This window comes from Ruegeria sp. CJ9 (assembly GCF_056536625.1).
In genome coordinates this window covers 197,783-212,968 of record NZ_JBQFPY010000008.1, presented here as the reverse complement: position 1 = coordinate 212,968, position 15,186 = coordinate 197,783, and the positions used below count along the sequence as shown (strand labels likewise).

Below are 15,186 nucleotides of genomic sequence, written 5' to 3'. Positions count from 1 at the left end.
AACCCCGGCATTGGCGAAGGCCTGCAAAACACGAGCATCGGTATTGCCCGGCCCCGGACCAGCAGCCAGTGTCTCGGGGATCTCAAGCGTGGGATAAATCTGAAAAGTCATCGTCTGACACTCTCGGCTGTTGACCGGGCGCTGCGGCCCGTCGTGTTTCATTGCCGAATAGAAAACGCGGCCTTGTCTTACGACACAACGTAACTTACTACTGCTTTAGGATGGCTAAAAGTATGGGCTAAAACCCACCCACAATGGTAAAAATACCGCAGTATACCAAATTTCTACCTACCCAACCGGGTGGTATTTAGCAAAAATAAGGTAGTAATAGATGGTTGATGCCTCAGGAGTGCCGATTGATGTCATGCTGGCGGATAGCAATCCGCTGGTCCTGCCCGCCATGTCCGAAGTTTCCGAACGCGACCCCCGATTCTCGCTGGTGGCGACATCTGCCACGGCAGAAGGGTTTCTTGGGACTGTTATGCGGATTCCCGTTTAGTTCGGCCTGATCGACTGGAATCTGCCTGTGCTGGGGGCAGCCAAACTGATCGAAGTGCTGCGCGAACAGGCCAACGCCCCGCGGCTTGTGGTCTATAGCGATGCGACGGGTGATAGACCGCGTCTGACGATGCAGGCCAGGGCCGCAGGGTTTGCCGCCCGGTCCGGCGAGGTCGAAGGCCTGCTGGAAACCTGTGCCAATTTGGCGGCAGGTAAGATGGTATTTCCGTTTATCGACGTACGAAAAATGCAGCAGGACCCGATTCAAAGCCTGTCTCGTAAAGAGCGCGTCATCCTTGAAGCGTTGGCACAAGGAATGTCGCAGTAGGATTTGCCAAAAGAGCTGCAGATTTCGACTAACACCATCAAGTTTCACCTGTCGAATATCTATGAAAAACTTGGGGTGAAAAACAGAACACAAGCCATTACCCAGTTCTATTTATCCCGGATCGCCCGAGAATAAGTCGGCTCGGGCCAGTCATTCATCAATTTCGGGCTTTCATGCAGATCGCGCAAAGACCTGACATCGCGGGCATGAACGGTTAACTTTACGTGCGTTCAACAATAGACACAGCAAGAGGGTCAATTGCGTTCCTTCGTCGCCATATCACTCAACCATGAGGCGAAGGTGGCTCTTGCGCCGCTACAACGCGCGTTACCCGCGGGCAGGCCGGTGCCACCTGAGAACCTGCATCTGACGCTGGCATTTCTGGATGATCAGCCCGAACAGGTATTGGAGGCTTTGCATGACGAGCTTTTGGCGCTTTCCTCTGCACCTTTTCACATCACGTTTTTTGGCATCGAGTGTTTCGGGCGTGCATTGGCAATTGGGGTTAAGGACAGCGCGCCACTTGTTGCGCTGCATCGCAAGATACAGATCGCAACACGGCGTGCCGGAATTGTGTTGCCCCGCCGACGTTTTCGCCCACATGTAACGATCGCGCGGCTTAAACACGAACGTCATCAGGCGGCTCACATTCCCCACGATTGGACGGTGAATACGTTGCCAGAGATGCTTGTGACCGGCTTTACCCTATACGAATCCACTCTTCGTCCGGAAGGCGCCCGTCATGTCGCCTTGGCACATTTCACGTTTTAATAGGGCTGCTGTCTCACCTTAGGTGGTTTACCTGTTCAAACCGTGTGACAGCCTATTGGCGCATTAAAAATGTTGCATTTAGGCAATACGGTTCACGAAACTGTTAATAGGTGAATTTTAGGAAATTAATCTCCTTTAGCTTGCGCGTATTCTGCCCGAAATGGTGATGGGGAAATGCCGAATTGCAGGTAACTGTTTTTCGGGACTTTACCCGATTGCCATGTGTTCTGACTATGTCGGTTGCGAGGTTCGAGGGTGACAATGAAATCAAATCTGCTGCTCGCGATTTCATTTTTTGTTTTGATTTCAAACCCATTGCTTGCTGCGCCAACAGCCGCTTCCAAAGTTGGCGACACAGTCACCAACCCTGTGACTGGTCTGGATACGACCGTAAGCGCGCTAATTGTGGATCCGGCCTCGACGCCAACAGCGGGTACAACCGCTTTTGTGGAAACGGCTGACGGATATGTTTTTCTCGTTAAAAGTGCGGGCGACACAATCTATAATTCGGACAATCCACCGCTTGCATTTGATATTGTCTCCATTAGCGGAACAACGGCGCAGATCAGCAATTCCGGGGCGACCGGTACATCCAGCCTGTCGACGCAATTGACGCTGTCCCAGTACAACAGCAACTTCAACAGCTCGGACACTCCGGGTACCGTCACACCGCCAGTGAATGTCTCTGGGCCCAACGGAGTAAATCAAGTTGTATACGGACAGAATGGCAGCAACGGACGGGACGGCGCCTTGGTCGTTCCGCCAAGATCGGGCGGTGATGGTGATGATGGCCCAACGCAGACAAAATCTCTGTCCAGCGATGTCAACGCCACCAGCAACGTCGGCTGGGAGATCGGCAGCGTCGGGGGCGACGGCGGCAACGGGGGCGACTCGTATCTGAGTTTCTGGGATGGGCGCGACGGCGGTGATGGTGGCAAAGGTGGCACAGTCACCGCAACGCAAAACTCCAGCAGCACAATCCAAACATCAGGCTCCGATAACGACGGCATATTTGCATTTAGCCGTAGCGGTGAAGCGGGTAATGGCGGCAGCGGTTTCGCGGCACCGGGCGGTGGTACCGGTGGGCATTCAGCCGATGGGGGCAATGTCACAGTCAACCAGAGCGGGTCGATTTCAACGACCGGAGACTCGGCCGATGGCATCTATGCTCTGAGTGTATCGAACAATGGTGGCAATGGTGGCTCGCAATGGGGGTTGGTCGGCGCATCAGGTGACGGCGGCTATGGTGGCAGTGGTGGTACGGTCACAGTCAACACAACATCAAGCGGCAGCATTTTGACGACAGGAGATTACGCCAACGGGATTTATGCCCAGTCCATCGGCGGGTCCGGTGGCTCGGCCGGTACCAGTGGCAACTTGCTGGTTTCATTGATCGGTGGCGCAGATAATGGCGGCAATGGCGGCGCGGTTTCGGTCTCGCATGGCGGGGCGATTGAGACGCAAGGGGATTTCGCGCGCGGAATCGTCGCCCAATCCATTGGCGGCGGTGGCGGTTCGGGGGGCACTGCAGGGGGGCTGGTTGCATTGTCTCTGGGCGGGGTCGGATCAAACGGCGGTAGCGGAGACACTGTGACCGTCACAGTCCAGGGCAGCGGCAGCATTCTGACGTCAGGCGAAGGCTCTGACGGGGTTATGGCTCAGTCCATCGGTGGCAGCGGTGGCACGGGCGCGAATTCCTATGGTTTGGTAGCCATTGGTGGCACCGGGTCGCGGGGTGGCACGGGCGCAGCAGTCAGCGTCAGCAATTACGGGAGCATCGTAACGGGCGGCGACGGCGCGCGCGGCATCATCGCGCAATCCATCGGCGGTGGCGGCGGGGACGGCGGATCGTCTGGCGGCATGGTTTCGGTCGGCGGCAATGGTAATGGCGGTGGCAGCGGTTCGACCGTGACGATCGTGAACGACGGCATCATTACCACGACCGGAGACGACGCGATGGGCGTTCTGGCCCAATCCATCGGCGGCGGTGGCGGCAACGGTGGCTCGTCCGGGTCTGTTGGTGCATTTGTCGGCGTGGCCATCGGTGGTGATGGCGGGGCAGGTGGCACCGGCGGAGACGTTGATGTGACCCTGTCCAACACCGACGGTAGCCAGCCTTCGGCGATCCAAACCTCTGGCGACCGCTCGGCAGGTGTGTTTGCCCAATCCGTAGGTGGCGGTGGCGGTAATGGCGGCGGTGCTGTTTCGGTGGCCGTCGGGGCCTTTGGTGCGGCATCAGTTTCGGTCGGCGGATCGGCAGGTAATGGTGGTGACGGTGGCGACGTCACGCTAAGCGGCAGCGGCTCAGCTTCGGTGCAAACCGGAGGAGAGGATTCCGTCGGTGTCATGCTGCAATCGGTTGGCGGTGGCGGCGGCAACGGTGGCTATGCTGTCTCGGTTGCGGTGTCCGGCGGCCCGGTTTCTGGATCTTTGGCAGTTGGTGTCGGCGGTGATGGCGGCACGGGTGGCAAAGGCGGAGACGTAACGGTCGGCCAGTTCAATGGCAGCGGGGTTGCGACGGTCGCAGGGTTCGAGGGCACTGTTGTCACCACTGGAAATCGCTCAACAGGGATGCTTTTCCAATCCGTTGGTGGCGGTGGCGGCAATGGCGGTCTGGCGGTTGCAGCAACCGGCGGTGCTTCGGCACTGTTTTCCGGCAATGTTTCCGTCGGGATCGGCGGGCAGGCGGGCAGCGCCGGCAATGGTGGGACCGTTCAAGTCTATACCAATGCGGACGTTACCACGACGGGCACGAACTCCAGCGCGATCATCGCGCAATCCGTCGGCGGCGGCGGTGGCAATGGCGGCGGCAGCATCGCCGCCGGGGTCAGTGCCAGTGGTGTTGCTGCGATTGGCATCAATGTCGGCGTCGGCGGTAACGGTGGCGGTGCCGGAACCGGAGGCGATGTGACTCTGGTTGCGGGCGGCACGTCGATTGAGACCAGCGGCGCGTTTTCCAGCGGCGTTGTGGCGCAATCCGTCGGTGGCGGTGGCGGCAATGGCGGTTATGCCATCGGTGCCAGTGCCGATATCGGCGGTGCTGCGGCGGGGTCGGTCAGCGTTGGTCTTGGCGGTAAATCCGGCGGTGGCGGGGCAGGGGGAACCGTAACGGCCACTGTCGACGCCAATGTCACCACACGCGGAGACGATTCCGGTGCTGTGGTCGTGCAATCCATCGGTGGCGGCGGTGGCAATGGTGGTTTCAGTGTTGCGGCGGGTCTTGCCGCCGGGGGTGCTGGTGCCGGAACCATCGGTGTGGGCCTTGGCGGTGACGGCGGCAGTGGTGGCGTTGGCGGAACTGTCACGGGCGTTCGCGTCAATGGGGATGTTAGAACCGAAGGCTTGCGGTCCACAGGTGTAGTGGTTCAATCCATTGGTGGTGGCGGTGGCAATGGTGGCTTTAACGTCACCGCAGGAGTCGCCGCTGCGGGTGCTGGTGCCGGGTCAATCGGCGTCGGGCTGGGCGGAAACGGAGCGACCGGCGGCGACGGCGGCGTGGTCGAGGCTCAGGTTGCTGGGAACGTCACAACTCTGTCCGACAATTCAAGTGGTGTTGTGTTCCAATCCATTGGCGGCGGCGGCGGTAATGGCGGGTTCAACGTAACGGCCGGGGTCGCGGGGGCTGGCGCGGGTGGCGGTGCTGTCACAGTTGGCCTTGGCGGCGGTGGCTCGGGCGGCGGGATTGGAAAATCGGTCGCTGGCACAGTCTCCGGCACCGTCAGCACAGGCGGAGCGGATTCGACTGCTGTTCTGGCACAGTCCGTCGGCGGCGGCGGTGGCAACGGCGGGTTCAACGTCAGCGCTTCGCTCGCAGGTGCAGGGGTTGGTAGCGGCGCTGTCAGCGTCGGCCTGGGCGGCGATGGCGGCAGTGGTGCAGTGGGTGGAACGGTCAACCTGACCACGACGAATTCTATTGTGACCGCCGGAGACCGGTCGTCTGGCGTTGTTGCACAATCCATCGGCGGCGGTGGCGGCAATGGGGGCTTCAATATCTCTGGTACTGGCGCGGGCGCGGGTGTCGGCTCTGGCGCGGTTAGCGTTGGGCTGGGTGGCTCGGGCGATGGTGGCGGTGATGGTGGAGCAGTCACGTTGACCTCAAACGGAACGATCCTGACGCAGGGCGATTCAGCCACAGCCTTTCTGGCGCAATCGATTGGCGGCGGCGGCGGCAACGGCGGCTTTAACGTCAGTGCGGCGGTTCAGGGATCGGGCACAGCGGGGGGCGGAGTATCCGTTGGCCTGGGCGGCGACGGCGCAGGTGGCGGAGATGGCAACACCGTCATCGCCACATCCAACAATGCAGTTGAAACACGCGGTGACCAGTCCTCGGGCGTTGTGGCGCAATCGATTGGCGGTGGCGGCGGCAATGGCGGGTTCAATGTTGCTCCGGTCCTGTCGGGCGCGGGCACGGCCAGCGGCGCGGTCAGCGTCGGGCTTGGCGGGTCGGGTGATACCGGCGGGCAGGGTGGCAACGTCACCTTGACCTCGAACGGAACCATTCTGACAGACGGGTTTGCCTCAAGCGGACTCGTCGCGCAGTCCATCGGTGGTGGCGGCGGCAATGGTGGGTTCAATGTGTCCCCCACAGTCTCGGGTGCAGGTACGGGCGCGGGCTCAGTCTCGGTTGGGCTGGGCGGTTCGGGTGCGGGTGGGGGTGACGGTAGCCAGGTTACCGCCAGCACAACGGCAAATGTGGTCACCAAGGGCGACGCCTCGGTTGGTATTCTGGCACAATCTGTCGGCGGCGGCGGTGGCAATGGTGGTTTTAACGTATCGCCAGCTTTGGCGGGCGCAGGCACCGGGTCAGGAGCGATCAGCGTTGGTCTGGGCGGCTCGGGTGGCAGCGGTGGCACGGGTGGCATCGTGGGTCTGATCGTCGCAAATAATGTTCAGACCGAAGGCGCGCAGTCCAGCGCAGTTGTTGCGCAATCCATTGGCGGCGGCGGCGGCAATGGCGGGTTCAATGTCTCGGCATCCGTGGGCGGTGCAGGTACAGGCTCCGGCGCGGCGGCTGTAGGTCTGGGTGGCCGCGGGACAGGTGGCGGCGATGCCTCGGCTGTTACGGCAAATGTCACGGGCAATCTGATTACGTTGGGTGACACTTCGACAGGATTGCTAGCGCAGTCCGTCGGCGGCGGCGGCGGTAATGGGGGCCTGAACGTCTCGGTTGCGGTTGCTGCGGCAGGCACGGGATCGGGCGGTGCCTCGGTGGGTCTCGGCGGCGCGTCCGGTACGGGCGGTGTCGGCGGCACCGCCGAAGCCTCGCTAACCGGTGATGTATCGACCCAAGGGAGCGAGTCCGGCGGCGTCATCGTCCAAAGCCTTGGCGGCGGCGGTGGCAATGGCGGTATGAATGTCTCCGCCACAGTCACGGTTGCCGGAACCGGCAGCGGTGGTGCCTCGGTCGGGCTTGGCGGCAGCGGTGGCGATGGTGGCAACGCCAACACGGCGAGCGGTACGGTTGTTGGAAACGTCACCACGGCTGGCGATAATTCAGGCGGCGTTCTGGTGCAGTCCGCGGCAGGCGGCGGCGGTAACGGAGGGCTGAATGTCTCGGCCGCCGTGAACTTTTCGGGTACTGGCGGTGGTGCTGTTGGCGTTGGCATTGGCGGGTCCGGCGGGGATGGTGGCAATGCAAGTTCAGCCACCGGCTCGGTCACCGGTGATGTCACCACGGGCGGCGAAAACGCAACCGGTGTTCTGGTGCAATCCGTCGGTGGCGGCGGTGGCAATGGCGGCGTCAACATCTCGGGGGCGCTTAGCATTGCGCGGACAGGTTCCGGCGCGGCGGGGATCGGTGTTGGTGGTTTTGGCGGCAGCGGAGGCACCAGCGGCGTGGTCGACAACACCTTTGTGGGCAACGTCAGCACCTCGGGCGCGCGCTCGGCTGGCGTCATGGCGCAAAGCCTGGGCGGTGGCGGTGGTAATGGGGCCACGAATATTTCCGGCGCGATTTCTCTGGCCAGCAATTTCTCGGGCGGTCTTGGGATCGGCGTTGGCGGATTCGGCGGAGACGGCGGCACAGCGGACAACGTCACCCAGCAAGTCACCGGCAATGTCACCACGGCTGGCGATGACTCAGTCGGTATTCTGACACAAAGCCTTGGCGGGGGCGGTGGTAACGGCGGCACCAACATCTCGGCGGCCTTGTCCTTGTCCCGCTCGACCAATGCGGCCGTAGGCATTGGCGTCGGCGGGTTCGGCGGTGGCGGCGCGGATGCCGGTGCGCTGGTTCAATCGACCGTTACAGGAGGGGTTCTGACTGCTGGCGATCGCAGCACGGCCATTCTGACACAAAGCCTTGGCGGCGGTGGTGGCAATGGCGGCACGAACATCTCGGCCACGCTGGGTATCACCCAGCAAAACGGCGGTTCGGTCAGCCTGGGCGTGGGCGGCTTTGGCGGCGGGGCTGGCAATGCTGGCGACGTTATCAGCACCCTGCGTTCCAGTACGGACAGTAGTGGCACAACTTCGGTGGTCACGACGGGCGTCGACAGCATCGGTGTGATGGCGCAATCCGTTGGTGGCGGCGGCGGTAATGGCGGTCTGAATGTTTCGGGCGCGGTGAACCTGACGGGCAAATCCGGTGCAGCGGTCGCATTGGGCCTTGGTGGCTTTGGTGGCGGTGGCGGTGATGCCGGTACGGTAACGCTGGACGTTCAAAGCGACGTAGTGACCGCAGGCGACGGGGCGCATGGTATCTTCGCCCAAAGCCTTGGCGGCGGTGGCGGTACCGGCGGTGTGAATATCTCGGGCTCATTGGCGCTGACCAAACCGTCGGGGTCTGACACGATCTTTTCCGTTGCAGCGGGCGTGGGTGGATTTGGTGGATCAGGCGGCGACGCAAGTGATGTCGACCTGGATTACACCGGCAACGTGCAGGCGGTGCCGATGGTGCTGCAATCCGACGGAACTTTCGCCGTCGATGAAAGCAAAGGCGCCAGCGGAATTATCGCGCAATCGCTGGGCGGCGGCGGTGGTCATGGCGGCACCAATGTCTCTGGCGGAATCGCGATCAGCGGCAAACCAGGGGCGGGGCAAACGGATAGCAGCAAATCCTATGCAGTCGTTGTCGGGGTCGGCGGCTTTGGCGGGGGTGGCGGCAATGCCGGGAACGTAGACGTAAACATTGGCTCCGGCAGCACGATCATGGCGCATGGCACCGGCCAATCCGGTCTGCTGGCGCAATCCGTTGGCGGTGGCGGTGGCAATGGCGGTTTGAACGTGTCGGGCGGGATCGTGTCCGACAGCTCGCTGATCGTGGGTGTTGGGGGGTTCGCAGGAAACGGTGGCCAGGCGGGCGATGTCACAGTCACGTCGCAGGCGGATATCACGGTCACGACGGACCCGGACGATATTTCGATCCCTGACACCACAACTTTTGAAGACAAGTTGCGCGATTTCCTGGGCGATACCATCGTGGATCAGACCGAAGAGCTGGCCTCGACCTATGGGTTGGAGCGTCTGTTCATCGACATGGGGGTCTTCAACGAAGAAAAGCCGGATACCGATGGCTCGGCCGGTTTGATGGCGCAATCCATCGGCGGCGGCGGTGGCAATGGTGGCCTGAACGTGTCGGGCGGGATTGCGCTGAGCAAGGATGGCAAGATCCCCTCGGTCACATTTGGTGTCGGTGGTTTCGGCGGCAATGGCAATGTCTCGGGCGATGTGACCGTGGATCATGCCGGATCGGTTGCCGTTGCGGGCAATTGGAAGCACGGCGTTCTGGCCCAGTCCATCGCGGGCGGCGGCGGTAACGGCGCGCTGAATGTGACCGGGCAGCTGAACTATGGCGATTCCAACAATTCCGACGGCAAAACCGACCTGAGCATCGTTGGTGGTCTGGGCGGTCATGGCGGCACCGGCGCAGATGCGGGCAACGTCGTTGTTACGCAAACCGGCAATATATCGACCAATGGCTATCACGCGCGTGGCATCTTTGCCCAAAGCATCGGCGGTGGTGGCGGTACTGGCGGGATCAACGCGACCTTTGTCGGCACCAAGGACAGTTCACCCATTGCCATGGGCATCGGCGGCTTTGGTGGCGGCGGTGGTGACGCTGGGGACGTGACCGTCATGAGTGGAACCGCCCTAGCGGCAGCAGGCACCATCACGACAGACGGTGTCGGCGCGCACGGGATCGAAGCTTCCAGCATCGGCGGCGGTGGCGGCGACGCCGGGGTCAACGCGGTTGTGGGTATCAGCAAGACCAACGGCAGTCAGAGCAACGGCGGCACGGGCGATTCAACCGACCGCAAGACACCAACCAACACGGGTGTGGATGACTCGGTAATTGCCAATTACAACAACGTGCTGGATGAGCTTGAAGGCAAAGTTAATCCAGCGGATTCTTCTGGCAACAAAACCGGCATGTCAGCTGTGGTTGCCATTGGCGGTGATGCCGGAACCGCTGGGGATGGTGGGACGGTCGATATTGACCATTACGGCGATATTCTCACGAAACAAGACAGTAGCCATGGGGTATTCGGCCAATCGATTGGCGGCGGCGGCGGTAACGCAGCCCTGAACCTGGCCTTTGCCTATGAACTTGCCTCGGACCAAACCAACAAGGGTTTTGGCCTGGCCGTTGGCGGCGGGACAGGTCAGGGCGGCATCGGTGGGACAGTCGACGTGCGCAATACCGGCGACATCACAACGCTCGGTGCGGATTCCCATGGGCTGTTCGCTCAATCCGTTGGTGGCGGTGGCGGCAACGCGGGCTATAACTCGGCCTCGACCTCGGTGGATGGCGGCAACGTCAACATTCAGATCGGCCGGACCGGCGGTACCGGCGGCAGTGGCGGTGATGTTTATGCCAGCTCGGACGGTATCATCAGCACTGCGGGCGACCGATCTTACGGGTTCTTTGCCCAATCTATTGGCAACGGCGGCGGCAATTCTTCGTCAACCTCGGTCAGCATTGGCACGCCAAAGACCGGCGACAGCAAGGGTAACAAGGCCAGCGTGTCGGTTGGTTTGGCGGGCGGCACTGGTGGTGCGGCAGGTAACGTGACCTCTGTGGTCGCGGGTATCGTGGTCACCCAGGGCGACGATGCCCATGCGGTTTTCGCGCAATCCGTGGGCGGCGGCGGCGGTAATGGCGGCAAGGCCAGCAACTCGGCCGGTGGTGGCATTTCGGCATCACTGTCCATCGGTGGCACCGGTGGCTCTGGCGGCGTAGGTGGCACGGTCGATGTCACCAATACCGCACGGATCGCAACGTTGGGGGAACGCTCAATCGGGTTGCTGGCGCAATCGGTCGGCGGTGCAGGTGGCACCGGCGGCATGGTGCAGGCAGGTCAAGGAAACCTTGATACGATCAAATCCTTCGTTAACCCATCAACCGTGGGGACGGCAGCCTCGATCAACATCGGAGGCACTGGCGGGGACGGCATGACGTCGGACATTGTGACCGTTGTGAATGACGGCATGATCACCACGGCGGGCACGATGGCGCACGGCATCTATGCGCAATCCGTCGGCGGCGGAGGCGGCATGGGTGGCCTGGTGGAAAACCGCATCATCAACCTGCGCAAAGAGATCGGCAACACAGCGACAATTTCGATTGGCGGCAATGGCGGCACCGGTGCGATGTCTGCGGCAGTGTCGGTCACTAACCGCGATGTCATCGCAACAACAGGTGACAAGTCTATCGGTATTTATGCGCAATCCGTTGGCGGTGGCGGAGGCGACGCGCAACAGGTACGCAACATCATCTTGGGCCGATCCTCGGAAGGATCAACGACAAACGCCATTCTGATCGGCGGAACTGGTGGCACTGGCGGCGCGGGCAGCACGGTAACCGTAGTAAACGAAACCGATGCCACGATCCTGACCGATGGTACGGAAAGTCACGGGATCTTTGCCCAGTCCATCGGTGGCGGCGGCGGTAATGGCGGCTCGACCATCTCGGTTGACGGGCGCTATGGCGGGGCCGAGGCCACTACGCGGCGGGCGCTGCAATTTGGTCTGGGCGGATCAGGCGGTACGGGTGGCACGGGCGGCAATGTCGCGGTGACCAATGCCGGTACGATCGTGACAACGGGTGCCGGTGCGCATGGTATCTTTGCCCAATCCGTCGGCGGCGGCGGTGGCAATGGCGGCAGCTCAATCACGGGGACATTGCGGCTAAAGACCGGGGACAGCAGCTCTCCGACCGCGCAGCTGAATATCGGCGGATCGGGCGGCAGCGGCAATGTTGCCGGCAACGTGGTCGTCACCAACACCGGAGACGTTCAAGTGGATGGCACAGGCGCCTACGGCATCTTTGCACAATCTGTCGGTGGCGGCGGCGGCAATGGCGGTCTGGCCGTTGCGATGGACGTGAACGACCTTAAGAACACAATGACGGGCAAATCCTATTCGAAGATCGCCATTGGCGGATCAGGCGGATCGGGTTCTGATGGAGGAGACGTCACGGTCAACCACACTGGCACAATTGTTGTGAATGCCGAAAACGGGTTTGGCATCTATGCCCAATCCGTTGGCGGCGGCGGCGGCAACGCGGGTTATTCGGTGTCGTCCCCGCTGGTCTCGGTGCTGGATTACACAATCTCGCAGGCGCTGGGGGCTCGGGAGGGATCCACCGGTTCGGTGGGCACTGTAACTGTCAATTCGACCGGAGATATTCTGGTCAATGGCGTGGGCAGCGAAGCGGTCTTTGTCCAATCGGTGAATGGCGGCGGCGGCAATACTGATGCCTCTGTCGATTTCACCACCACGACCGCTGGCGCGACCGGCTCGGTCGTCAGCAGCGATATCGCCCTTGGTGGCGATGACGTGTCGGGTATGGCGGGCAACCAGATCACGCAGGCCCATAACGGTAACATTGCCACCACAAGCGATCGCTCGACCGGCCTGATGCTTCAGAGTGTCGGTGGCGGCGGCGGTACATCCGCGACCACGGTGGATGTTCAAGACGGTGACGCTATCGACATCACCGCACGTCTGGGTGCGATTGACACGGACGACGCTGGCGGCGGAGACGTGGACGGAAGCCGGACCGGTGATGTTGGCACCGATGGCGCGTTCTCATCGGCCGGTGCGGCGCAATCCATCGGCGGCGGCGGCGGTAAGCTTGTGCTGAACAGCAATACGGATGGCGAAGCCGGGATCCAAAAGGCCGCGTCTGTGATCCTGGGTTCTGATCCCAGCTTCAACAACGATGGCGGCGATATCGACCTTTTGCTGGACGGCAACGTGTTCACAAGTGGTGACCGATCCTTTGGCCAAAGCGTTCAGAGTATCGGTGCCGGTGGGGGCGAAGTTGTCATCTCGGGTCTTGGGCGTGCGGATGTAACGCTGGGCGCGCAAGACGATTCAACCGGTGACGGTGGTGATGTCGGCTTTGCAAATATCGGGGACATGACTACCAGTGGAACTGGATCGCACGGGTTCGTCATCCAAAGTATCGGTGGCGGCGGCGGTCTCGTTTCAACCGATATGGAGGCCAGCCGGATCACGGTAAACCTGTCTGCTGCAAATGGCGGTGATGGCGGCGATATCGGATTCTCGCAATCCGGCAACATCGTCACGACGGGCGAAAATGCGATTGGTGTTGTGGCGCAGTCGCTTGGCGGCGGCGGTGGCATGGTGGACTCGGTCTATCGCGGGGCTGCCGGTGGTGCGGGCTCTGGTGGCGCCATCGACATGACGCTTGATGGTAACATCCTGTCGGTGGGCGAGGGCGGCATCGGCGTCTTGGCACAATCCGAGGGGCGCGATGGCGCAGACGCGATCACACTTGGCTTTGACGGCGTCGTCATGGGCGGCACTGGTGAGGCGGGGTCAGTCGCATCAATCGTTGTGGACGGCGGCACCGACAATGTGCTGACCCTGTCTAAAGATACCCTGTTGATCGCCGGCAACGATCAATTGGTGAATGGGGGCGACGGCAACGAACAAATCTCGCTTGCGGGTACGGCCCTTGGCAACATGGATCTTGGCGCAGGCACTAACGGCTTTACCGTCGAAGACGGCGCGGACTTCTATGCGTTGGATACGGTCAATCTGGGTGCTGACGGCTTCATGCAGGTGAACGGTGATTTTGTACTGGGGGCCAATCTGGGTCTGGACGGAGATTTGACGGCGACGGTTGCGGCCAGTGACTTTACCTTCAGCGGCAATGTCAGCCAGACATTGAACCTGACCGGAAGCCTGGCCTTTGGAGCAACGGCAACGTCAACCTTCGACGTGTATTTCCTGACCTCTGGGGCATCGGGTGGCAACAGCGACCTGGTTAATGCCACCGGTAATGCCACCATGGGCGGTACGCTGGTGCCACTGCTGAATACGCTGGAAAGGGCCTTGCCGCTTGTCATCATCAATCCTGATGGAACCGCCGCAGACGCGGGCACACTGATCGAAGACACTGTGGTGCTGGATTATTCCATCGGCCTGAACGGCTCCACCTCTGACGGCAGTTCGGTCGACCTGGTGATCACGCCGGATTATTCGACCCCCGGCATGAACGCCAATCAGGCGGCCATCGGGGATTACATCAACCAAGTTCTGAACGGGCAGGGATCGGCTGCCCAAGGCCAACTGTTCGCCTTGATCGGCAACATGCAGTCCGAGGCCGATGTCATCGCCGCAATCGAAAGCCTGTCGACTGCCGACTATGCCGCCGATGCCGTGGATGCGCTTTATGGCACCCGGGTATTTGCGGACACACTGCACAATTGCGAACGGTTTACCGATTACCAGTTCGGGGATGACCCGCGCAATTGTGTCTGGTTCTCAGGCGGGCGGTCTTTTTATGACCGCGATCAGACCGGCATGTACGAAGAGCTGGACATCAACGACACCAACCTGTCGGCTGGTGTCCGTCTGCCGGTTGGGGATGAGCTATTCGCTGGGTTCGCGGTAGGCTATGACGAGATGAGCCTACGGAACGGGTCGAATTACAATGCAACGGGTGATCGGTTCAATCTGGGTGCCTCGCTGACCAAATACACCGGCGCGTGGGAGTTTGCAGCCCAGCTGTCGGCCGGTTGGTCAGACTATGATACGCTCAGCGCGGGCGGGATCAGTGGCGTGTTGCCCAACGGTCAAATCGTAAGCACCGTTGGTGTCAGCGAGATCAAGCACAAGATGAACCATCAGAACCTGCGTCTCAGCCTTGCTTATGACCACAGGTTCGCGGGCGGCAGTTCCTATCTGCGCCCTGAGGTAGCCGTTGATGCCACACGTCTGGCAACCGAAAGCAATGGCGATGCAACCCTAGCGGGGGTCGTTCTGCAAGACGATAGCGAGATGATCTATTCGTTCACGCCTTCGCTGGAAATCGGAACCGAGCAAACCCTGAGTGCCTCGCAGAAGCTTCGCGCAAGTTTTCAGGTTGGTGCCATTCTCTCGTCGGATGATACCGTATCGGTCACCGCCGGGTTCAACGGAGCGAGCACCGCTGACGGTGGGTTTTCAAACACCAGCTTTGTCGGCGACGCGCATGGCTTGGTCTCGGCCCGGTTGGGGCTGTTTGCGCTGGATGACAGCAGCTTTGTCAATCTGAGCCTCGATCATTTGTTCGGAGACTCAACCAGGGCCCTACAGGTAGGTCTTGGCCTTGGACTACAATTCTAATCGATGAG

2 protein-coding genes and 1 pseudogene are annotated in these 15,186 nt (G+C 61.2%); all 3 read left to right on the top strand.

Annotation, left to right across the window (positions count from 1 at the left end):
- Positions 1–364 precede the first annotated feature (364 nt).
- The 3 genes and pseudogenes from ACR0AJ_RS16855 (at position 365) to ACR0AJ_RS16845 (ending at position 15,178) form a co-directional block, all read left to right on the top strand.
- Positions 365–961 (top strand): annotated as a pseudogene (locus ACR0AJ_RS16855) (LuxR C-terminal-related transcriptional regulator).
- Between the two features lie 123 nt (positions 962–1,084).
- Positions 1,085–1,597, top strand: coding sequence for an RNA 2',3'-cyclic phosphodiesterase (gene thpR / locus ACR0AJ_RS16850; protein ID WP_480664505.1), 513 nt, complete (start codon positions 1,085–1,087; stop codon positions 1,595–1,597).
- A 261-nt stretch (positions 1,598–1,858) separates the two neighbouring features.
- Complete coding sequence (locus ACR0AJ_RS16845) at positions 1,859–15,178, top strand: hypothetical protein (protein WP_480741406.1); 13,320 nt, start codon at positions 1,859–1,861, stop codon at positions 15,176–15,178.
- Positions 15,179–15,186 lie beyond the last annotated feature (8 nt).

Coding starts and splice junctions, on each gene's coding strand:
- ACR0AJ_RS16845 (WP_480741406.1), top strand. CDS start 1,859: ATGAAATCAAATCTGCTGCTCGCGATTTCATTTTTTGTTTTGATTTCA.